Source organism: Sphingobacteriaceae bacterium (assembly GCA_002319075.1).
Classification (GTDB): Bacteria; Bacteroidota; Bacteroidia; order B-17B0; family Aurantibacillaceae; genus Aurantibacillus.
This window is the reverse complement of record NVQB01000001.1, coordinates 2,788,299-2,811,140: the sequence shown is the minus strand read 5'-3', so window position 1 is coordinate 2,811,140 and position 22,842 is coordinate 2,788,299. Positions and strand designations below refer to the sequence as shown.

Annotated in this window: 21 protein-coding genes; 8 read left to right on the top strand and 13 right to left on the bottom strand. The window is 37.3% G+C overall.

What is annotated here, in order from left to right:
- The first annotated feature begins 18 nt into the window (after positions 1 to 18).
- The 3 genes from CNR22_12200 to CNR22_12190 are packed head-to-tail and all read left to right on the top strand — an operon-like array spanning position 19 to position 2,117.
- Positions 19 to 1,416: a peptidase dimerization domain protein gene (locus CNR22_12200; protein ID PBQ32501.1), complete on the top strand. Its 1,398-nt coding sequence runs from the start codon at positions 19 to 21 to the stop codon at positions 1,414 to 1,416.
- A 38-nt stretch (positions 1,417 to 1,454) separates the two neighbouring features.
- Positions 1,455 to 1,652: a hypothetical protein gene (locus CNR22_12195; protein ID PBQ34888.1), complete on the top strand. Its 198-nt coding sequence runs from the start codon at positions 1,455 to 1,457 to the stop codon at positions 1,650 to 1,652.
- A gap of 3 nt (positions 1,653 to 1,655) precedes the next feature.
- Entirely contained in the window at positions 1,656 to 2,117 is a 462-nt protein-coding gene (locus CNR22_12190) for a hypothetical protein (protein PBQ32500.1), read from the top strand.
- Between the two features lie 187 nt (positions 2,118 to 2,304).
- Here the strand turns inward: CNR22_12190 and CNR22_12185 are convergent, their stop codons facing one another.
- The 7 genes from CNR22_12185 to CNR22_12155 form a co-directional block, all read right to left on the bottom strand.
- Positions 2,305 to 3,909: a hypothetical protein gene (locus tag CNR22_12185; protein ID PBQ32499.1), complete on the bottom strand. Its 1,605-nt coding sequence runs from the start codon at positions 3,907 to 3,909 to the stop codon at positions 2,305 to 2,307.
- A gap of 92 nt (positions 3,910 to 4,001) precedes the next feature.
- A complete protein-coding gene (locus tag CNR22_12180) occupies positions 4,002 to 7,172 on the bottom strand; it encodes a hypothetical protein (protein PBQ32498.1) in 3,171 nt (1,056 codons plus the stop codon).
- Between the two features lie 181 nt (positions 7,173 to 7,353).
- Complete coding sequence (locus tag CNR22_12175; protein PBQ32497.1) at positions 7,354 to 7,677, bottom strand: hypothetical protein; 324 nt, start codon at positions 7,675 to 7,677, stop codon at positions 7,354 to 7,356.
- 87 nt (positions 7,678 to 7,764) lie between these two features.
- Positions 7,765 to 8,460 (bottom strand): DNA-binding response regulator, encoded by a 696-nt coding sequence (locus CNR22_12170; GenBank protein ID PBQ32496.1) that lies wholly within the window; start codon positions 8,458 to 8,460, stop codon positions 7,765 to 7,767.
- A 232-nt stretch (positions 8,461 to 8,692) separates the two neighbouring features.
- Positions 8,693 to 10,912, bottom strand: a complete 2,220-nt coding sequence (locus CNR22_12165) for a hypothetical protein (protein ID PBQ32495.1) — start codon at positions 10,910 to 10,912, stop codon at positions 8,693 to 8,695.
- A gap of 11 nt (positions 10,913 to 10,923) precedes the next feature.
- Complete coding sequence (locus CNR22_12160; GenBank protein PBQ32494.1) at positions 10,924 to 11,322, bottom strand: hypothetical protein; 399 nt, start codon at positions 11,320 to 11,322, stop codon at positions 10,924 to 10,926.
- Positions 11,319 to 11,849 carry a hypothetical protein gene (locus CNR22_12155; protein ID PBQ32493.1) on the bottom strand — a complete coding sequence of 177 codons (531 nt, stop codon included), beginning with the start codon at positions 11,847 to 11,849 and terminating at the stop codon, positions 11,319 to 11,321. Before CNR22_12155 ends, CNR22_12160 begins: the two co-directional genes overlap by 4 nt.
- Positions 11,850 to 13,169: 1,320 nt before the next feature.
- Between CNR22_12155 and CNR22_12150 the strand changes: the two genes are divergently transcribed.
- On the top strand, positions 13,170 to 13,763 hold the full coding sequence (locus CNR22_12150; protein PBQ32492.1) for a hypothetical protein: 594 nt from the start codon (positions 13,170 to 13,172) through the stop codon (positions 13,761 to 13,763).
- A gap of 476 nt (positions 13,764 to 14,239) precedes the next feature.
- Here CNR22_12150 and CNR22_12145 read toward each other — a convergent pair whose 3' ends face one another.
- Positions 14,240 to 14,779 carry a transcriptional regulator gene (locus tag CNR22_12145; GenBank protein PBQ32491.1) on the bottom strand — a complete coding sequence of 180 codons (540 nt, stop codon included), beginning with the start codon at positions 14,777 to 14,779 and terminating at the stop codon, positions 14,240 to 14,242.
- 114 nt (positions 14,780 to 14,893) lie between these two features.
- Between CNR22_12145 and CNR22_12140 the strand changes: the two genes are divergently transcribed.
- Positions 14,894 to 15,376 carry a dihydrofolate reductase gene (locus tag CNR22_12140; GenBank protein ID PBQ32490.1) on the top strand — a complete coding sequence of 161 codons (483 nt, stop codon included), beginning with the start codon at positions 14,894 to 14,896 and terminating at the stop codon, positions 15,374 to 15,376.
- A 54-nt stretch (positions 15,377 to 15,430) separates the two neighbouring features.
- Here the strand turns inward: CNR22_12140 and CNR22_12135 are convergent, their stop codons facing one another.
- Genes CNR22_12135 through mqnB form a run of 3 tightly spaced genes read right to left on the bottom strand, consistent with a single transcriptional unit; the run spans position 15,431 to position 17,453 of the window.
- Positions 15,431 to 16,258, bottom strand: coding sequence for a 1,4-dihydroxy-6-naphthoate synthase (locus CNR22_12135; protein ID PBQ32489.1), 828 nt, complete (start codon positions 16,256 to 16,258; stop codon positions 15,431 to 15,433).
- Complete coding sequence (locus CNR22_12130) at positions 16,255 to 16,809, bottom strand: hypothetical protein (GenBank protein PBQ32488.1); 555 nt, start codon at positions 16,807 to 16,809, stop codon at positions 16,255 to 16,257. Before CNR22_12130 ends, CNR22_12135 begins: the two co-directional genes overlap by 4 nt.
- Positions 16,797 to 17,453: a futalosine hydrolase gene (mqnB, locus tag CNR22_12125; GenBank protein PBQ32487.1), complete on the bottom strand. Its 657-nt coding sequence runs from the start codon at positions 17,451 to 17,453 to the stop codon at positions 16,797 to 16,799. The genes CNR22_12130 and mqnB overlap by 13 nt, the downstream gene beginning before the upstream one ends.
- 36 nt (positions 17,454 to 17,489) lie before the next feature.
- On the opposite strand from mqnB, the gene CNR22_12120 reads away from it, so the two are divergent.
- The 3 genes from CNR22_12120 to CNR22_12110 all read left to right on the top strand — a co-directional run bounded on the left by CNR22_12120 (position 17,490) and on the right by CNR22_12110 (position 19,263).
- Complete coding sequence (locus CNR22_12120; protein ID PBQ32486.1) at positions 17,490 to 17,897, top strand: 6-pyruvoyl tetrahydrobiopterin synthase; 408 nt, start codon at positions 17,490 to 17,492, stop codon at positions 17,895 to 17,897.
- A gap of 255 nt (positions 17,898 to 18,152) precedes the next feature.
- Entirely contained in the window at positions 18,153 to 18,566 is a 414-nt protein-coding gene (locus CNR22_12115) for a 6-pyruvoyl tetrahydrobiopterin synthase (protein PBQ32485.1), read from the top strand.
- Entirely contained in the window at positions 18,529 to 19,263 is a 735-nt protein-coding gene (locus tag CNR22_12110) for a GTP cyclohydrolase I FolE (GenBank protein ID PBQ32484.1), read from the top strand. The genes CNR22_12115 and CNR22_12110 overlap by 38 nt, the downstream gene beginning before the upstream one ends.
- Before the next feature lie 89 nt (positions 19,264 to 19,352).
- Here CNR22_12110 and CNR22_12105 read toward each other — a convergent pair whose 3' ends face one another.
- The gene (locus CNR22_12105) at positions 19,353 to 20,048 is read right to left on the bottom strand and encodes a hypothetical protein (GenBank protein PBQ32483.1); all 696 of its coding nucleotides are present in this window, start codon (positions 20,046 to 20,048) and stop codon (positions 19,353 to 19,355) included.
- Between the two features lie 11 nt (positions 20,049 to 20,059).
- Positions 20,060 to 22,708: a hypothetical protein gene (locus tag CNR22_12100; protein ID PBQ32482.1), complete on the bottom strand. Its 2,649-nt coding sequence runs from the start codon at positions 22,706 to 22,708 to the stop codon at positions 20,060 to 20,062.
- Between the last annotated feature and the right edge of the window lie 134 nt (positions 22,709 to 22,842).

Here is a 22,842-nt window from a genome sequence, read left to right as displayed (position 1 = left end):
AAGGTTCAATTTTTTTATATGGAAAAGTCAGACATTACGGGTTATTTAGATCAGAATAAAGATCGCTTATTGAATGAATTAGTAGAACTGCTTAAAATCCCTTCGGTGAGTGCCGATAGTAAATATAAGGCAGATGTAATAAAAACAGCAGAGGCTGTAAAGCAGAGGCTAATCGAAGCCGGAGCTGATAAAGTAGAACTTTCGCAAACTAAAGGAAATCCGGTTGTGTATGGAGAAAAAATAATTGATCCTAAAAAACCAACGGTAATTGTGTATGGACATTACGATGTGCAACCGGCAGATCCGATTAATCTTTGGGATTCGCCACCGTTTGAGCCCGTTATCAAAAAAACACCTATTCATCCGGAAGGAGCAATTTTTGCACGCGGTGCCTGCGACGATAAAGGACAAATGTACATGCACGTGAAAGCGTTTGAATACATGATGAAAACAAACACGCTTCCCTGCAATGTAAAGTTTATGATTGAAGGAGAAGAAGAAGTGGGCTCTCCGAATCTAGGTCCGTGGATCATTGAGAATAAAAACCGCTTAAAAGGTGATGTGATTCTAATTTCTGATACTTCTATTATCGCTAACGACACACCCAGTATTGACGTGGGTTTGCGGGGTTTAGCCTATATGGAAGTAGAAGTGGTTGGTCCGAACCGTGATTTACACAGTGGGGTATATGGTGGTGCAGTGGCGAATCCAATTAATATTTTATGTAAGATGATTGCCGATTGTCACGATGAAAACAATCACATCACAATTCCGGGTTTTTACGATGAGGTTGTAGAATTAACTAATGCTGAACGTGCAGAGTTAGGAAAAGCACCCTTTGATCTGAATGAATTTAAAAAAGATCTGGCCATCGACGAAGAGCTGGGTGAGAAAGGATTTAGTAGTAATGAGAGAACTGGTATTCGTCCCACTTTAGATGTAAATGGTATCTGGGGCGGTTATATTGGCGAAGGTGCAAAAACCGTTTTGCCTTCTAAAGCATTTGCAAAAATTAGTATGCGTTTAGTGCCTGATCAGGACTCCCATAAAATAAGTGAACTTTTTCAAAAACATTTTGAAAAAACTGCGCCTAAATCTGTTAAGGTAAAAGTAACTGCGCACCATGGTGGAGAACCTGTTGTTGTGAGTACAGAGAGCGCAGGTTTTAAGGCTGCCAGCAAGGCCATGCAGGAGACGTATGGTAAAAAACCAATCCCTACACGCGGTGGTGGAAGTATTCCCATAGTTGCCTTATTTAAAAAAGAACTAGGTCTGGATAGTATTTTATTTGGATTCGGTTTAGACTCAGACGCTCTGCACTCTCCAAATGAACATTATGGCTTGTTCAATTACTACAAAGGCATCGAAACTATTCCCTTGTTCTATAAGTATTTTACTGAATTAAATTCTAAATAGTGAATAACGGAGATATTACTGGAACAACAGGTGTTACTATTTTATTGATCGCCTTCGCATTTAATCTTGCCAACAAATGGAGCTCTACTTCTGCGAAGTATCTGCTTTTAAACGTTATTGGCGCAGGACTGGCCTGCATTTCCAGCTACCTGATTCACTTCTGGCCCTTCGTTGTTTTGGAAGGGGTCTGGACTTTATCTTCGCTCATAATGCTATTACGTACTTTAAAAAAATAAAAAATGACTTACCGATTTTCTCTCTTGATTTTTTGCATTTGCACGTTTCTTTCTTTTACTAACTGCAAAGATTTTAAAGAAGTGCAATGCACAGGTGTTAAAGGTTTTAAAGTAAACACGATTAATACTTCCGGCATCGATGGAGATATTATGATAGGCATTAAAAATCCTAACGCATTCGGCTTCTCCATTTATAAAAGTGAATTTGACGTGACTTATAGCGGCGTGTACCTTGGTAAAGCTAAACTGACAAAGAGAGTTCACATTAATGCGAATGCTGAGGAAACTTATAGTTTCAACTTAAAAAATGATTTTAAAGGTGCCAATATTATGGACGTGATGAAATTATTAAGCGGCGCAGCATTTAAAAATTCTGTTGAAGTAAAAGGAAATCTGAAGGTTGGAAAATTATTTGTCCGGAAAAAAATTCCGGTAGATATTAAAGAGCGAATTAATCTCAACTAAGAGAGTGCACTCAGTAGCCGGGATTGAAGTTACAAAAGGAATGTAAGACTTCCTTAAAAACTAAAATACAAAAGCAATGACAGCACAAATGCAAAGAGCCGGAAAATTTCTGGCTCTTTGCATATTATTGAACATAAAAAAAGTACGACGCCTCTGTCACATAGCTATCAAACTTGAGTAGTATATCCTAGTTCTTAAGGATCGTAAACTCCACACGCCTGTTTAATTGTTTACCTTCCTCGGTATCGTTAGATGTTAAAGGTTTAGTTTCGCCATATCCTTTCACCACAATACGATCAGTAGCAATTCCCAGACTTATTAAGTAATCCGTAACGGCTTTGGCACGGTCGGAAGAAAGGCTTAAGTTGGCCTCAGCACCACCTACGTTATCCGTGTGACCTGAAAGTTCTATTTGCATTTTGCTGTTTTGCGTCATTAAACCCGCAAGCCTGTCTAATTCTGAATAGGACTCCGGACGCAATGTGGCTTTGGCGACGTCAAAAAAGATATTATTCAAACGAATGGTAGTTCCCACTTCCATAGGTACTAAATAAAGATCACGAACAATCTCTTTATATTCGGCCACCGTAGTTAAATCAAAATTGTCGGAAACCGAAGCATGCTTATCGGCATAGGCCATAAATCCATAGTTTTTTCCATAGGGTAAAATAATTTTATATTCACCGGTTTGCGGGTTCGATTGAGCAACACCCACATTCTTTCCATCGATGAGGGTTTCGTATTCTATGCTTGCACCAATGGGTTCTTTTGTTTTAGCATTAAATACTTTGCCTTTTATTAAAATAACCGGGTTAGGACGCATCTCTTTTACCAATTTCACTTTTACGATATCACTGTTTCCGGTTCCTTTGCTCGACACCATGTAAGCTTCTTCTCCCCTGGCGTCCAGGCAATAATAGGCATCCCAATCGTCGCTGTTTATGCTGGCTCCCAGATTAATGGGCTCCGACCAGTTTTGCCAGGTATCATCTAATCGTTTGGTCATCCAGATATCCTGATCACCGAATCCACCAGGTTTATTTGTTGAATAATAAAGTGTAACCCCATCAGCCGCCATAAAGGGTCCGAATTCATTGTAATCTCTATTACTTAAAACAGTTATTTTCTGAGGTTCTGTCCATGTATTGTTGTTTAAAGCTTTACCAACAAACTTTGTAAAGTCTTTTATAGATTTTGGTTTACTCCAGTTGTCTTTTAAGATCAGATGGCTGAAATAGAGATCATGTTTATTTCCATTGCTTCTGTCAGAAAAAGCATAAATCAATGTTTTTCCATTGGGCGCCAGAAAGGAGTTATTATAAGAACCCGCATCTGCATATTTTTTGAAATTTGCGATCTCTAGTTTTTTTGGATCTTTCCATTCACCTTTTTTATTTTTTGTAATGATGGAAAGTCCTGAACCCTCAAACTCCCCATCCTCAAAGGCGCCACGAACCAACAACTGATTTCCGTCTGTAGAGACATTTGAAACGTTCGAATTTTTACCAGAATGGTTAATAGGTGCTTTCGGATGAATAGCCTTCGACCAGCCCGAACCTTCCCGTGTACAATACCATACGTCCTGGCTTGAGAAGTTATCGTAATGACCATCGCGTACAAAATAAAGCGTACTTCCATCAGCTGTAATTACCGGTAATAACTCCCCCGAACTTGAATTTACATTCGTGCCGAGATTTTCAAGTACCGTTTTAGTGACTTCGGTATGTGTACCGGTTTGCGCCTGAGTAAAGGTAGATATCGTTAATAACAACGCAGGTAAGAGTGGCTTCATGTGTGTGTGGTTTAGATATACAAATATTAAACAGCCAATCAACTCTGCAAATACCCGCTGCTGGGTATTCGCACTACCGTGAAACACGTATATTATTTGCCCACAAGAATAAAGGCCCCCCAATAATAGGGCTCCAGGTATTTTTTCTTAACCTCCAGCTGTGCTACTTTAAATGCCTGGTACATATCTCCGTTCTTAATCCAATGATCGTAAAACGCAATCATAAGATCCTTTGTAGCATCGTCGCTCACCGGCCAAAGACTCATAATAATGGATTTAGCTCCGGCTAGCTTAAACGCCCTTTGCAAACCATAAACCCCTTCCCCGTTTTTTACTTTTCCTAAACCCGTTTGACAAGCACTTAACACTACAAGTTCTGTTTTATCAAGACTCAAGTTCATAGCTTCGTATGAAGTGAGCATCCCATCTTCAAAATCGGTAATGGAGGATGCATTCGAAGTATTAAGAGCGTAATCTTTATTGGCTCCACTAAAAAAAATACCAGAACGCACCATCGGGTTTTTATAAAACTCTTTTTCCAGTTTATCATAAGCTGCCAGGTCTTCTTCCTTTGGATCTTCAAGAAAAAAACCATGCGTAGCAAGATGAAGAACATCAGGACTTTTAATTTTTTTGACATCACGCTCATTAGCCGCTTCTTCCATCAATAATTTGCAACTCACGTTATTCTTGTCAAAAATAGTCTTGATCACTTCCACTTCTACTTTTGTTCCCGGCAATTCAGCCAGAGCAAAACCAAAAGCCCCCCGCGAAGCAACAGCCAGCGAAACCTCTTTTTCTTTTTTGGGAACATTTAATTTTGTGATATCGTAATCAAACTTTGGATCTCCCACCAGCACCGCGTTACTCGGCTTCCTAAAAGTTGAGGATTTTACATTTTGTAGATCATTCAAAGTAGTAAGTAAATGAACTTCTTTTTCTTCGATCAGATACTGCTTTTTTTCGTCATTGTAAATTGTATTCAGATTGAGTTGATTATAAATGCCATCCGGTGATATGTAAACAGTTTTGGTATCGGCTAATTTTTCATCTACAAATTTCCAGAGACGACGATAGAGATCAGGCTCTGTTTTCTTAAAGTCAATGCTGTTTCTGTAAAGATTAAGCACTTCATCTTCCCAGCTAATGGGGCGATCTATTGTAAGAGCAAAAGGTTCTCCCGTTGGCTTAATAACAATGTAAGTGTAATTGGTTCCCTTACCCTGATTATTATTGTAAACCAGGTAACATTGAAAGATCTCAATGGCAGCTTCTCCCGGACTTAATAATTTTTGAATGGTCTTCCAGTCACTTTTTTTCGTTGCATCTCCTGAGAAAGTTCCGCTCACTTTTAATGAAATTTCTTTTTCCATTAAATCGGCTTCAGCCTTTAAAGCAGAGGCTTCAGATAGTGCATTGGGATAATCTTCGGTGTTAAAACTCAGCAGCTTGGCAACTGTTTCACGTTTTAATTTAAGATCATCAAATTTTTGGTTCAGAAGAGGATCGTTCAAATCAATGATGCTTTGTTTGATCTTAGAAAGATTATTGAGTAACATTGCTTTTGTCTTCAAACGAAAATCCAGCAAAGCCTTAATAAGCTCGGGGTACTTTTCAATTTCACTTAAGATCATCGTATAAAAATTCTTGATATTATGTTCAAACTCTTCAAGGAAAAACATTTTTTCATTTTCCGTCATATAGCTGAAATTTTCTTCGATCTGCGCATATTTTAATTCGAGGTATTTATTAAAATAATCCGTTGAAATCTTCACATCGTGCAGCTCGGCAGCAATCTCAGCTTTACTAATATAAACCTGCTCTAAAATATCTGCTTGTTTAACATTGAATTTTTTTGTGAGGTCAAGAGCTTTGTTTATGTATGTATTGGCTTCCTTAACTTTATTTACTTCTTTTAAAATAATGGCGAGATTGCAAAACATCCCAATGGTATTCACATTATCTTCCACTTTGGTTTTTGAATAAATATCGGCGGCTTTATTCAGGTAGTCGGATGTCTCTTTAAAATTATCCACCGCAAAAAAAGCTGTTCCCATGTCTATGTACACCTCAGCCATAAACAAATTATCCTTACCATAAATGGCTTCATAATACCTTAAAGCCTCTTTAAAATAGTATATAGATTTGAGAATATCTCCCCGGTTTTTAAACTGGATACCAAGATTATTCGCGAAAGTAGCGCGCTTCAAAGTATCAGTGAGCTCTTTATTCCTTAACCCATCCTCCAGCTCCTTAACAAATCCAACAGCTTCCTCATCTCTTCCCATGTTAGAATAAAAAACCATTAAATTACTTAAAGTAGTGAGGTAGCTGTCTAATCTCACAAAAGGCAATTCTTTTTTGATCTTTAAAGACTGTATGTAAAACTGTTCAGTCTCCACAATTTTATTCATGCGGGCATAAATGTAGCCCAGATTATTCAGGTCGGCTGCATAAGCATTTGAATTCTCTGTGTAAAGCTTTTTATCTATGTTTTTTGCCCTGTAAGACAGACTTAGTGCTTTCTCAAACTGGTTGGCGTCCGCAAGCATTGATCCGTAATCCAATAAAAAAACAGGATATTGAGGATTCAAAGTATCTTTTGATCTTGTAAAAGTTTTCTCTGCCTTCAGATAACACTCATTAGCACTGATTGGAATTTGCATGTCGCGATACAGCAGCGCAAAATTACTTTCAAGAGCAGCATAATCTGCCGTATTCATCAAATTATCTCTTTCACAAACTAACTCCGCTTCCTTAAAAATAGCTTCTGATTTTAAAAAATCGTACTGATACTGGTAACATACAGCAAGCGAACCCAGGCATGACACCAGATCTTTGGTTTTCATTTTTTGCGTCTTACTTAACCCGTGGGCTTTTTCCAGAAGGGGTAAGGCATCACTATAGAGACCTAAAAAAACAAGAGCGATCCCATAGTTCTGGTTTAGATTCATTTCTGCAATGGGATATTTTCCAGTACCTACTTCTTCTGTTAAACCAGCAAATAAACTCAGTCCTTTCTCAACCTGCTCGCTTAAAAGATAGTAGGCCGCATTCTCAGATCGCAAAGAATATAAGTCATCTACATTGGTTTTCTTGTCTCTGGTAGCAGCGTGTATCGCCGATTCTGAAAGCTCAATGGCATTTTTGAAGTCGCCTTCTTCGCACGCTTTGGCGGCAGCATCTTGCATTTTTTTATACTCCTGCGCCTGAGAAAAAACAAAATTGCAAATAAAAAAAGATACCCAGATGATTTTTTTCATGTCCCCGTTTTAGGCCATCAATTTAGCGAGAGGACCTCCACTATAAAATACCGTACATTGGGTATATTTTTTACCGATTTACAGATTTAAGTGCTTGAAATTTTGAAGAGACCCTTTCAACTGAGCAAGCTCTGAAAATGGTTATGTATGTAAGAGAAATTTTTGTGAGGGAAAGAATTATTTACTTGTATTCTTTAAAACGCTCTTTAACCTCGCCAGCATAATTTTTACCCAGCGCAATTTCATTCCCATTTACAAGAATGTTCTTTACACCCATTGCTTCAATGTTTTTTACCGGAACAATAAAAGACCGGTGAACACGAATAAACTCGTCGCTGTCTAATTGTTCGAGTATTACTTTCATAGTCATGCGGGTAACAATGGACTTAGAATCTTTAAAATGAATTTTTATGTAATCGTCCATAGCCTGAATAAAGCTAATAGAACCCACATTGACTTTATGCAGTTTCTTTTGAGAATTAATAAATAAAAAGTCTTCTTTCATGTGTGTGTTGATGGAAGCGACTAAATATAAAATTAAAGCAAAAAGAAGGGAATTAAATGCGGCCTAATTCCACTTTTTGAGGTCAATTTATTTTTGGAAAACCTTATTTACTTCTTCAATATAACTTCCACCCATTGGAATTTCAATGCGGTCAACAAGTACTGTCTTTGAACGGAGCGCCTGAATGCGGTCTACAGCCACTATAAACGAGCGGTGTACCCTGATAAATTTAGAAGAGGGGAGCTTTTCAAGAATGGCTTTCATAGTCATCCTTGCCACAAGCGTTTTTTGATCCTGGATATAAATCTTCAAATAATCATCAAGCGCTTCTATGTAAATAATATCGGCAATAGCAACTTTGATAAGACTGAAATCGGCACGGATATATAAAAATTTAGAGTCCTCAGCTTTTTCGCTTTGGGTATTAAAATTTAAAAGATCGTTTGCACGTTTGGTAGCCTGCAAAAATCTATCGTAAGAAAAAGGTTTCAGTAAATAATCCACTGCCATTAAATTAAAGCCTTCCACAGCATAATCTGCACGAGCAGTAATAAAAATAACCATAGTATCTTGTTTCAGTTGTTTATAAAGATCTATACCATTCATCAAAGGCATGTCAATATCCAGAAACAGAAGGTCTACCGGAAATTTATTCAGGTACTTTAAACCTTCCTTTGCTTCACTGAAAGTTTTTTCAAGACTAATAAAATCAATGTCTTTGCAAAAGTTCTCAATAACTTTTAATGCAATTGACTCGTCATCTATGGCTACTGCTTTTATCATAGTTAATGTTTAAACTGTGTTTTTAAACTTGCAAAAAAAATTCGGAAAATGCAACGCATAAACTCATTTCCTTAAAACATGCTTTCAGCCGCTGTGTTCGCTTTGCGTAATCAAGATAAGCAATAGTTTTCTAAGAAAATATATATCCTGAGCATAAATGTGTATAAACGTCTGCAGTTACCTGAGTGAGCAACATTTGAAGGCGCTTAAGAAGACGTTAAAAAATTACCGCCTATTTATAAGTAGTTTCCAGAGCGATTTCAAATTCACTCCTGGCTTTTTTACAATCTGCTACTACCTTGTTGAAAAGGCTTGAAATTTCCTTGATCTCGCCATCCGTTTCTGCTTTTATCTCCATTTCACCTAAAATCTTACCCAGATGCTTAAGTCCCATAAACCCTACAGATGTTTTCATGCGGTGAGATATCGCGCGTACTGCGCTAAGATCCCTGGTTTTTATTGCGGCATCTACTTCTGCAATATCCAAAGGGTTTTTTTCTAAAAACAGGGTGATCATTTCTATGATAAAAGATCTATTACCGCGAGACATGTCTTCAATGTCTTTAAAGTCTACTACCCCTGCATGTGTTCTAATACTTGTTTCAACAAGGGGCGGTTTTGTTTCCACCTGTTTTTCTATTTTCAGAAAAGAGGATACAATTTCATAAAGATCTGCTTCTTTAAATGGTTTCGAAATATAATCGTTCATGCCATAGCTGATGCATTTTTCCTTTTCGCCACTCATAATATGGGCTGTCATAGCAATGATCGGAATATCCATTTGAAGCTCGTAGCGGATTTTTTGGGCTGCGTTGTAACCATCCAAAACAGGCATTTGAATATCCATAAGCACAAGGTCAAATTTTTTCTCCTGCAATTTTTCTATAGCTACCGCGCCATTTTCAGCCAAATCTACCTCTAATCCAAAGCCCTGCAAATACGATCTTGCAAGTTTCTGATTAAGTTCATTGTCTTCAACAAGAAGCACACTTAAGTTTTTTCCCGACAAGGATGGAAATCGTGTGTGAGAATTATCCGTAATTTTTATATGTGTCTCATAAGAAATAGGGTAACTAAGGGTAACGATAAATTCTGAGCCCGAATTTTGTTTGCTTTTTACACGGATCTCTCCATTTTGTAATTCCACAAGATCCCTCACGATCGAAAGTCCCAGGCCAGTTCCTCCATAGCGTCGCGTTGTTTCTCTATTTCCCTGGTTAAAACGCTCAAAAATAATATCCAATTTATCTTGTGGAATGCCGATACCGGTATCTTTGACACGAAAAACAACCTGAGCCATATCATGCTCAATACTTTTTAATTCGCAACTTATTTTTACTACGCCAACATCGGTAAATTTGATGGCGTTATTGATCAGGTTCACGAGAATTTGTGTTAAACGTGTTGGATCTCCGAAAATCATCTCCGGTAAATTACTATCCATACTAACTTCAAACTGTATGTTTTTTTGTCGCGCCTTTTCCGAAAACATAATTCTCAGAGAACCGATGAGGCTCTCTAAATTAAAAGCAATTTTTTCAATGGTTAGTTTCCCCGCTTCAATTTTCGAAAAATCAAGAATATCGTTCACTATATTCAGTAGATTAGATCCGCTGGCACGAATGGCTGAAATGTATTCCGACTGCTTTCTATCGAGATTCGTCTTTTGCAGAAGATCTGCAAAACCAAGAATAGCATTCATCGGTGTCCGAATCTCATGACTCATATTCGCCATAAACTGTTCCTGCATCATAGAATTATCATCCGCCTGATTTTTTGCGATGAGAAGTTCAGCTTCCAATTTGTTACGAATATTTAAATCCCTTAATAGAAGAAGGAGCGACACAAATAAAACAATAACTCCCAGCACTACTTCAAGTATTCCCCAATTTCTGGAAACCTTCACTGAATTAACGTTCCTGTCAATTAGGCTCTGTGTAGTGTAACTAAGGCTACTATCGATTTCATGCATCAGGGTACTGATTTCGTTCAAGGTATTTTTTGTACCCAGATCCACCATTGCCGCTTTTCGTTTAGTCCTTAGAGTAGCTGAATTATTCGATCCTGCGAGATCCTTAGTATACTGAAGTTTTTTGAAGGTAAGTTCTTTTAAGAGATAGAATTTTTCCTCCTCTGCTCTGCCCGAAAAATACTTGCCGATGCTTTTCAAATTCGATTTTACCTCAGTTTCTTTTATGTTGAGTGCATTCAAAATTTGAGGATCACTCGTGCGGAGGTAAGCGTTCTGTTTTGCGTCAATGATATTTACATCGCTTGTTAAAACTTCTAAAAGTTCCAAAACCCTGTAAGCATTGTTCAGGTCGGTGGTGTTGCCCGACATAACCGACAAATGCCTGTTAGCGTTTACCGCAATAAACAATACTAATCCCGCACTTATAACGAAACTAAAAATAATAACAAGCTTTGTGTATGGTCTTAATCCCGATCGCATTTTTTAAGAACTTAGCTTTGTTTGGAATTACTTATTTCTCCAATAAGCTTCCTAAGCGCGGGCATATCAATTGGCTTTTTTACAAAATAATCGTATTGAATATCTGTTTTTTTCAAGAATTCTTCCCCTTCTTTTACTCCTGAGATAATAACAATGCAAGGCATATTTTTTGGAAAATATTTTTTAAGCATAAGCAAAAACGCCGGTCCTGTTAGCACCGGCATCATCACATCGCAAAAAATAAGATCGAAATTCTGATTTTTTTCAATCATCTGAATGGCTTCTTGTCCATCGCCTGCAACTGCCACAACATGCCCTAAGTCAAGCAAATTGAAACTCAGCGCTTTTTTAAGGAACAGATCATCGTCAATTATAAGGGTATTCATAGTACTTGGGGTTTTAAACTTCAAACTGATTTACTTAATAAAAATCCAGGCACAACAAATTGCAAAACCATGGCGCAGGCCAAAAGAAGAGTCATCAGGTAAACAGCTATCTTTCCGCGCTTTCTCTGGCGGCTAAGATCCTGTTTTATTCTTTTGAGGCGTAAACATTGCACCAATGCAACATGCAATCTCCGGAACATAAATTCGTTTTTTACAACGTAGTCATGGGCACCGTGATCAAAGGCTTCCATCGCTAAAGTCATATTCTCTTCTTTGGTAAAAAGAATCACATTAGTATCCGGACTCTCCTTTTTGAAAATATCAATTACGGCAATTCCGTTTATGGCATCTTTATAGCGACTGTTCATATGGTAATCTACAATAGCAATATCGGGTTTATTCTGCATAAACGACTGGCAAATTTCGCCTGCTTCAAAAATATAAATCATCATATTTTCTTCCGGAAAACTCCGGCGAATTTCGTTTTTAAGAACGGTTGAAAGAATCTTGTCGTCGTCTACAATAAATATACTAATTTGATCTTTGTTCATTAATGGTTTTTTTAAGTGCTTTACCTTCTTACATTAAAATAATATAAGCGCTCCAAAATTAGGTTCGCACATGATAATGACCAATTTTATAAGGTGAATCCGATGATTTCGAGGTGGGATAAATTTCTCATTGCAATGAAAAAGAATAGCTGAAAAATTCTTGATTTTTATCAAAGAAGATCAAGGGTGTGACGCATATTCACACATAAAAAAATTCAGTATTTTCTTTTAAGAACTACAACTACATTTTATAAAAAATATGTTACCGCCTTAATTTTAGCATCAAAGGCAACCAACAAGACATTAAAGCCTTTCCCGTTTCTAAAGTAAAAATATTACACGAAATTCCTAAGTAAGGAAATAGAAAACCAAGGAACACTCTTGCTAAAACGAGCAAATGCCTGCTTAAAAAAAATCCGAAAATTAGTAATGAGATAAAAAAGAAAAAGTGCGGTACCCAAAACCGCACTTTTCAAAAAGCGATTACCCAAAAAATCGCTCGGCTGTTTAGTTAGATTAGCCTGAACAAATTTAAAACGTTTTAGGAAAACAAAAAACTTTTTGAGGCAAAAAGCAATTTTAATCGGTCAATTTTTTATTTCGTCAAAATTTCGAGGCCAAATGGCAAGAAGTTGGGAAATGTTACCAAGGCTTTTGAAAAATTTTTCAAAGTTTGCGTGAATCCTTACCCCGCATAAGAGTGACTTTCCGAAGAATGATAAGCAAAAGAAATTTTTGAAAATTTTAAGAAAGAAAAAAGCGCGGTACCCAATCCGCGCTTCTTAAAAGCGATTACCCAACAAACCGCTAGGTTCTTATATAAAACCTGCATCAAAGATAAAATGACAACACTTGAAATTAAAATAATTGCGGCTGACGCTGATTAATTGAGGTGAGTCAACTAGTTGAGCTTTTTATCACTGATTTGGCTGCGCCACGGGCGTATCAAAAGAATTGGAGTGTTTTGCTTTCCCACACTCACAGTTAAACTATGAGAGATTAGTCGTGCTACTCTGTCCTAAATTAGCTTCACTTTAGCTCACAGTTAACAGGTGTGTTGCGAAAGCCTATTTAATTAATTCAGACGTTTGTTTGACCGAACTAAAAGGGCTCAGGCCCAAAAGGAGTGGCGTAAAATTCACCAGCCTTATACCAACTCCCTGGTTCCTTGCACAATACTCCCTACTTACCCCGTACATATCCCGTCTTTTAATATAAAACACATCCATTCACTCAGCTTCTCATACACCTTCCCTCAGAGGTCAATACACTCTTACTCATTCGTCAAATTTTTCGTTCAATTTCCAGGTATCTTTGTATATGGCATTTCAGGTTGGTGATATAAAACTCTCAGGTACTGTAAATGGTATTTCTTTTTACCACAGTGTCTTTGGCTGGCTGGTCAGGTGCAAAGGCGGGCCAAGTCGAAAACAATTCAAAACCTCACCGGTATTTGTCCGATCAAGAGAGAACAGCGAAGAATTCACAACTTGTGCACGGGCTGCTGCTGCTCTGCGCCGCCTGGTAATAGCACACACTGCTCATAAAGACAAAACCCTTTACCACCGACTCATGAAGTTGATGCGCCTGCTCGCAGATAACGATAAAGACTCCCTTCGTGGAAAGCGCGATCCAATGAAAGGGATGCAGACAATCGAAGCCCTGGCACTTTTAAAGGAATTCAAAATAAGCGAAAATCTTTGCCTGTATGATCTTCTGCTCATAAAAGGGCTGATTAAAAAATCTCATGATAAAGTGAAGGCATCCAAGACACCTGCTATCCCGTCAGCAGCTATTAAGCGAAGACGAACCAAACAGCTTTCGCCATTTTATCCTCTTCCTAAAGCTCTGCCGCCACACCTGTCTTTAAGCCAGATCCGGAAACAAATACAGCGTAACACCGCTTTCGGTTAAAGCGCATATAGAAAGCTATTTATAGGCTTAGTATCCACGCTACAATCAAACTTTATTTTCTTCCCCAAAGCTTTTTAGCATGATCCATCTGAGCCTTCTAGCGGCCTGGCTGAGCGTAGTAGAAAACAAAAAAAGCGCGGAACCCAAACCGCGCTTTTTAAGAAAAGCGATTACCCAACAAACCGCTCGGGTGATAACGTGTGTGTGTTATGACCCGGATCAAATGTACTACGTGAATACAGGGAATAAAAATTTTTGCGGTAGATGGCACTGTTTTGCGGCGAATGATTTTTTGGTCGCTTCAAAGCATAAAAAAAGCGCTGAACGAATCAGCGCTTTTTACTTTAAGCGATTACCCAACATAACGCTTAGGTTTTGTGTGTGTAAAACCCTAAGTCAAACATAAAATAAATTTTGATATTTTAAAATTTTTTGAGGCAGAATGATTTTTCTCTCGGTAGAGACATGCCTGCACTCTAATTCATGGAAGGATCTGACCCAAAATCAGCAAAAATGCTGTAACTTCCCTTTACTTCACTTAATTGCAATCCCCAAAGATCATCGGGTTCATTGCTAAAAAAAGAAGAGTCCTCAGGTGTATTTATTAACCAGTGATTACTTTTAATTTCGCCTTCCAATTGGTTTTCTCCCCAGCCGCTGTAGCCCGCAAAGAACCGTACCTCATGCGATTTTACCTGGCCATGATCTATCATATGAATGAGCTCATTAAAATCTCCACCCATAAAGATGTTATTTCCTATATGGACAGAGTCTGCAATATCATGCCCTAGCGTATGGATAAAGAACAATTGATTTTTAGCAACCGGGCCGCCGTCAAAAATTGGAAAGTTGCCATTTATTACCTGCGGACGAACGTCGCGGAGTACAAATTGCGTTCTGAAATTTAAGCTGAATCCAATAGCCCCATCCTCTCCATGATTAGTGAGATAAACAACAGACCGGTTAAAAAAACTGTCGTGTAGTAAAGGGTGTGCTATAAGAAGTTGTCCCTGCATAGGGTAAATCTAAAAAAAAATTGGTTTACCCCACAGGATTAAAGTTCAATTAGAAGAAAAAATAATTGTCTCAATAGAAGAATTTTGAATAGGTTTGTAGCTTAAATTTTTTGTATGATACTCGCTGCTATAGTTGTTACGGATCAAAATAATGCCATTGGCAAAAATAACCAGCTATTGTGTCACTTGCCTGCTGATCTTAAATTCTTTAAGACAACAACTATGGGTTGTCCCATTATTATGGGAAGAAAAACTTACGAAAGTATAGGACGTTTATTACCTGGAAGAAAAAATATAGTAATTACCCGCAGTTCTGATTACAGGTTAGAAGGCGCTGAGATTTATCACAGTGTTGAAGCTGCGATAAAAAGTTGTAACGAAGAAAAAGTATTTATCATTGGTGGCGGAGAAATTTTTAAACTGACTTTGCCGCAAATTTCTGAAGTTTATAGAACGGCTATCCAGCATAGCTTTGAAGCGGATGCCTGGTTTCCTGAATTAAAAGAAGAAGAGTTTACTAAAGTTTGGGAGGAATGCCACAACGCTGATGAAAAGAACAAATTTGATTATTGTTTTCAGAAATGGGAACGGAACTAGGCAAGAGTTTATAATTTAGGGTTAAAAGCCTTTTACTTCAAGTTATTCCTTGTATTAAATTATCAATTTCTTTCCTGATAAATCAAATAACCCTACTTCCTTTGCTTTCGCGTACATCAGGTTTACTGCATTAATACCAGTGTCTCCAAGATCTACCGAAAAATCGTTCACGTAAAGTGCTATGTGTTTTTTCATAACGTCTTCACTCATAGCCTGGGCATGTTCTTTCACGTAAGGCATTGAGCTTTCGGGATTCGCAAAAGCAAATTCAACACTTTTACGAATTAAACGGTTTACTTGTTGCTGCAGTGCCGAATCCAGATTGCGTTTGATCACAATACCTCCTAACGGAATGGGCGCATGAATCAACGAATCCCAATATTCTCCAAGATCTATTACTTTTTTTAATCCCTTTTGTTCGTAGGTAAAACGGTTTTCATGAATGATCAACCCGGCGTTTACTTCTCCTCTTAAGACTGCATCTTCAATGTCTGAAAAAACATATTCTATTTTATTGTTTAATTGAGGAAAAGCAAGAGACAATAAAAAATTAGCTGTTGTCATCTTACCTGGAATGGCAACTTTCATGTTTGAACTGTCTGTGCCGTTCCACAATCCGTTATGCACTAACAATGGACCACAATTAAATCCCAAAGCACTCCCCGCTCTTAATAAAATATAATGCTCCATCACATAGGCATAGGCATGGAAACTTAACTTCGTAATATCTAATTCGCCCTTTAAAGCTTTGCGGTTAAGAGTTTCTACATCTTCGTGCTGCACTTCAAACTCCAGTCCTTCAGTATCAATTTTTTTGTGAAGTAAAGCGTCAAAAATAAAGCAGTCGTTAGGACAAGGAGAATAACCGAGAGTAAGTTTCATTTTTCTTTTTTAAATAAGTGTTTGAGTCTGTAAAAAATGTCTGATTTGCTATTTCCGTCATAATCGTAATCCTGTAAAGTCCATCCTATACAAACCTCGTCGATCCATTCCGCAAGACTAGCATTGCAAACCTCTATTTCATTAAAGTTTTCGTAGTCGTAATCCTGTTGATAAAACAGAATAGGGCAAGTTTCCGTTTGTTTTATATCCAGATAGAGACAATAACAATTTCCTGCGCCATCCGAAGAAAAAGGTACTACTCTCTTGGGAATGAAATCCTGGAAATGTTGATGCATAAGCTCATACATTTTTTCAAGCGAGCCTCCACCGAATTCTTCACCCAAGCCATAGATACCTCCACCAAGAGAAAATCCATTATTTAGTTTTAAAATATATTTAAACTCTTCAGTAAGAATAATATCATATTTCTTTTCGAATAGCTCGATACGATTATCAACGATGGGTTCGCCGGCAGTAGACAATAGATTGCCGAACTTCAAAGTATGCTGATATGTTTCTTTAATTTTCACTACTATTTCTAATTGCTTGATTTATTCAAGTCTTTTAAAAACGCAATCAAAAATTCATTTAAATTTTTTATCGCCAAAGGCATATTCCAGTTTGCTTTATTACGTTTCTCAACCTGGTTGCTGATCGCTCTTAATTGAATGGCTTTCCATTTCAAGGCGTTTGCACATTGTATAAATGCTGCCCCTTCCATGGTTTCAACATGCGGCGAGATATAAGCTTTTATTTGTTCAATTTTTTTTTCGTTTCCGTTTACTGTATTTACAGTGATGCCAGAAACAATTTCGAGTTTGTCAGTTAAAGTATTTTTGAAAAGATCGCTAACTTCTACATTTTGATCTCCCAGCCCCATTTCAAGAATACTGATAAAATCATCTCCATCCTCGGCACCTAATTCGCTGAAACAATCTGTTGTAACATTTACAACTGTTCCAATTTTATGATTGACATAGCTTCCTGCTACCCCTGCATTGATAACTACGTCAAACTTATGTCCAAACAGTTTTCCCATAGTAAAAGCGGTGTTCACCATTCCTACTCCTGTTAAAATAAAAGAGACTTCGAGATTTTCCAAGTCCTCTTCCTCACTTTTCGAAACGTCTAATACATATTTGATTGTGGGACTAATTTCAGGCTGCGTGGCACCCACTATAAGGATCTTTTTCATTGACTACAAAATTAATAAAATGCGTAACTTTATGCTATGATTTTCCTGACCCGCCACGAGCATTTTAACGCAGCTCATAAATTATATAATCCTGACTGGAGCGAAGAAAAAAACACCGAAGTCTTTGGTAAATGTGCCAACGCAAACTGGCATGGGCATAATTACGATCTCATCGTTACTATTAAAGGCGAGATCGATAAAGAGACTGGTTTTTTAATGGATGCTAAAAAATTAAGTCAGATTTTGAATGTTTATGTTTGTGATAAGCTCGATCACCGCAACTTAAATATGGATGTGGACTTTATGTCGGGAAAGCTTGCCAGTACTGAGAATTTGGCTATCGCTATCTGGGAGCAGATTGTTCCGCATTTACCTACAAATGTTAAATTACATTGCGTAAAACTCTACGAAACACCACGTATTTGCGTAGAATATTTCGGTTAGAATTTCGTTATAATTCGCTAAAAAGCCTTTTGCTTAAACTTTTTTAGTTTAAATTTGTTAGTGCTTTAATTAAGGCCACTTGATCAGCAAACTTCTGAAACAGTGCCTGAATAAAAATTAAGAATCAAAATCATAGCTATTCCCTATTTTGTTGATTTAAAGAAATTATGAAATAGCCATGTTTACCAGAAAAAATAGGAATGATTGTTTAAAGTGGCTATTCAATATGACCATTAAGAATACTGACATAAGCATATGAGTAATAAAATTGCCGTATTCAGAAAAGAGCATTTTAATGCTGCTCATCGTCTTCACAGTAATAAGCTGAGTGATGAAGAAAATGCACGCGTGTTTGGAAAATGCAATTACGCGAATTATCACGGACATAATTATGATCTCATAGTAAAAGTAATTGGCGAGATCGATCCTGTAACGGGGTATGTTATTGACACCAAACTTTTGAGCCAGATGATCAAAGAACATGTGATTGAAAAATTTGATCATAAAAATTTGAATCTCGATACTAAAGAATTTAAAGATCTTAATCCAACAGCTGAAAATATCGCCATGGTTATATACGGTATTCTTCGCAAACACTTAGATAACCGTTTTGAGTTAAAAATAACTTTGTATGAAACAGAAAGAAACTTCGTTGAATACCCTTGCTAAGGGCGACATCGCTTCACTAAGTGATCGTGATACTGAAAGAGAAAGAGCTGAAGAGATGGGAGATAACCATGTGATGACCAGCGTGGAAACGCCTATGAAAAAAGATGCTTTTAAATTAAGTGACGACGAGAAAATGAAAAAGATCGAAGCCAATTTCCGTGAGATCATGGAAACGCTTGGTCTTGACTTACGCGACGATAGTTTAAAAGGCACACCACAACGTGTTGCTAAAATGTACGTGAAGGAAATTTTCAGCGGTTTAAATCCTGCAAACAAACCTAAAATCGCTTTGTTCGAAAACACTTACCAGTACAATCAAATGCTGGTGGAAAAGGATATTACTTTTTACAGCAACTGTGAACATCACTTTGTACCGATTTTCGGAAAAGCGCACCTGGCTTACATATCAAATGGTAAAGTAATAGGCCTTTCAAAATTAAACCGTATAGTACAATACTTTGCAAAACGTCCGCAAGTGCAGGAGCGTCTCACCATGCAAATTGCTAAAGAACTCCAGGATATTTTAGAAACAGAAAATGTAGCTATCATTATTGATGCAAAACATTTATGTGTGTCGTCACGCGGAGTACAAGATCATAATTCCGCTACAGTAACCTCTTTTTATGGAGGTAAATTCCAGGAAGAAGCTACTAAGCAGGAGTTTTTGAAATATGTGGAGATGAAGACGCATTATTAAATTTGGCCACACACTTCGTAGTAACTATCAGATTAACGGCTTTGGCAGTTTTAGAAAAATAAATTTTCTTTCTAAACGCTGCGTTGTATTTATTTAATCTCAAGCCATTTTTTAAGAAAACCTTCGTCATCGCTGATCTTACCAACAACCCGGTACTTTGATTTTCCAATCACTGTTGACTCACTTAACTTATCCTTAACCACTTTAAAAGGAAACCAACCACTGGAATGAATAAAAAAATTTCCAGTTTCTGAAATTAAAATATAACCTGTGTGATTGTCCAGTCCGATAATATATAGGCCTTGCCCGATATTTTCCATTTTTTTCTCAAATTCTAAAAGAGACATGCCGGATAAATGGTGCAGGTTCTTTTTTGAAACTAAAGAGCGGATCATTTCCTCTGACGCGCACTGCGCCATCTTTACACGATTGATTGGAACGCCCATATCCTCCAATGTAGTAGTAACAAAATAACCACAGGCAATGCTTCCTTCTTGAGGTAATTGAGTTGTTCCGTTAAAATCCCATTTAGTTCCATACCAGTAAGGAAATATTTTACCTGTAATGCTTTTGATAAATGCCGCCTTTACCTTCTTTAATCCAGCCTTGTCATTAGACAATACCCTACGTTGACTCTTTATGCTATCCAGCTCAAACTTATAAAAAGCATTATCCATAAAAGGCTCATGCACAACCATAAATTTTTGCCAAAGTAAAAATCCTCCCAATCCTGCAAGGAGCAAGATGCAAGTTACAAAACGCATTTTCTTCGAAACAGTAGCCATTGAATATAAATTTACTTTACATTATCTGGTGCCTTGGCATAATTGAGATACGAGCTGCATTTTTCACAATAAAAGTTGCGAAAATTCTCATAGTCCAGCGCCTGGAAACTTATATTACAAGGCCCTACAAACATAGGGCACCAGGTTTTTTCTCCCATCCGGCCGTAAATTTCCTTTAAGAATTCGTAGTAAGCTGGGTCTTTTGTTTCCTGGTAATTTTCATACAATACTTTTGCGAGAATCACTAAACCTTCGGGATTGTCGATTTTATTCTGATAATCTGGCCAAAGAAGTTCTGTAGCCCAGTCTGCACGGGAATGATAGATGTAGTAATAACAGATCTTATTCTTTTCTGCGAGATCTATTTTTTTCGAATTAAAGTAGTTATGAATATTCGTCAGGCACCGGTAGTGAAGTTCTTGTTTATCTTTTGGAGTTTCTTCCTTTGTTTTACTGCATACACTAAACCAAAAATTGAGTTCTAATTTTTGTGCAAGTTTTTTTTGTAATGAATCTCTGACAAAATAATTCAGCTCACCTAAATAATTATCCTGTTGATCGTCAGGTATTGAAACGTTCATTCGCTTTCCATAAAGCTGAATTAAGGCGTCCATATTATAATCAATAAAAAAAGAACTTTCCTTGTTATTGTATAGATACACAAGATCTCCATAAAACTGCCTGGACCATTCAAAATCAGCGATCTTGGAACTATCTAACTTCGCCAGATATTTCAAACGCATAATGTTGTAGGAATTCAAAGCTTTTGAATTTACGATCCTGAAATTTTCAAAAAATTCGGGCTTGATCACTTTCTTTTTAATATAGCCGTAAGCCACATTCATAAAGAGTTCCAGAGAGTCAAGGTAGCTGCGTACTACTTCCGGCTTTTTATTTTCTTCAGCAAGTAGTTTGCCTAGAGTTTGTTTCTGCAGCCGGATCTTTGTAGTTAAATACCGCTCTATGTTTTTCTCGTTGATGATCTCGCGCGCTCTCAAGCGGATGTAAGCAATCCGCTGGTCTTTAAGATACGGTTCAAACTTTTTTTGTTTGAGTGTATCCAACAATACTTCTTTTATTTTTTCGTGCGATAAACCTCTTAACTCTTTTAAGACCTCTTTTTCTTTAATCTGCTTTTCGAAAAGTTCCCAATTTTCTATGGACACTATAACGGTATTCAATTTTTCTTTCTGATTTTTTTCCAAAGCCTTCGCAATATTAAAAGCCCTTTGGTCCTGAAGTTTTTTATTCAAATCTTCTTTTCCTTCCACGGATGAAAAGGCTTTTATAATGATGCTATCCGCCGTGAAATTTTCGCTTAACAAAGAATCGGTAATGGGTTTAATGTCGGACATGTTATAGTCCGTTTTCCCTTTTTGAAAAGGGATAGAAAATTGCACGTTTTTATAAGCCTCTGTAATATCCGCGCCTTGCGGAACACTGTCGACGTAGAGCGGCAGATTATAAAATCTTTCTAATGTATCGCCACAATAGCCGCTAAACCGCATGATGCGGCAAACCTTCTTTTTCTGAATTATTACAAGATTTAATTCCACATATTCCGTTAAGTCTTTAGGGAGTTTTCCCAGTTTTATTTCATACTTTTTAATTTTGTTAGCGTCAATTTTTGTCTTTATCTTCTTAACCTTAGTTCCCGCCTTAAATCCTTTAATAGCTTTTTTCTTGTAAACCGGCTTCAGCACTTTCCCGCTAAAAACGCATTGTTTGTTTCTTCTTGAAGGATCAGTGTAGTACTGGGGATTTCCGCAATCATAAGGATCGTAAGAAATGAGCTCAACGGCAAAACCATCCTTCTTTTTCTTCAATAATGTAAGAATAGACTGTAAATCATAAGAACTAAAATAAATCTTACCATCCCGCGCTTCAATTCTCGATAAACCAAATTGAAAACCCGGACTCATATAGCACCGTTCACACTGCGATTCTTTTTTTGGATTTTTTAATTTGTAAGCATGCTTACCTTTATGAAGCTGCGCCGGAATTCCTTCAAAACTGCTTACAACGGGTTCAGGAACGTAATTTGAATAGGAGAAGAAATTCTTATTCTCATCAAATTGATACCTGTAAAGAATGTCTGCAAATTTTTGAACGGCATAAACACGATTCGTTTTTGTATCTGCCCAAACAGCAACACCCGTGGCATTGTAATCGGGCATGATGATATTTTTATAATGCCCGGGTGAATGCACCCACATAACAGCGAAGTCTGTTGCTGTTTGATTGTAAGTGGAATTCGTACTTACTTTTCCTTTTTTATCTTTGCTGGGAATTCCTACATAGGTAAATGCAACGTTCTCTCCAACTAAATAGTTTACTGCTCCAAAATGATCAGCCCGTTTTTGAGGTGTTTCTGTGATAGGATTTTCGGGCTCAGTATGGCTTAGCTCCTTTTTATTAAATAAATAATTTGCGTGAAATTTCGCTGCAACAAATAAAATAGAATCGTTGTGAAGTGTTTTTAAATTATGTGCGAGCCGCACCGAATCTATTTTTTCTTTTATAAGATGCTCAAGAAATTTCCCGTTGAAACTATGCACGGTGAAATTATCGTCAGGATTTTGAGCTACAGCGGTACCTGAACAGAGTAAGAGAAAACTATTTAAAGCGAAATAGAATCTGGTAAATTGGGTTATAGACATGTGAATTCAAATATATAAAATTGATATCTGAATAAACGCCTTCCGCGGCAGGGATCTATCATTTTGCAAATTTTATGGAGTAAAATGCAAATATTCCCGTGCCTAAATTGTCTTAAAATGTCAACACCAGTTTA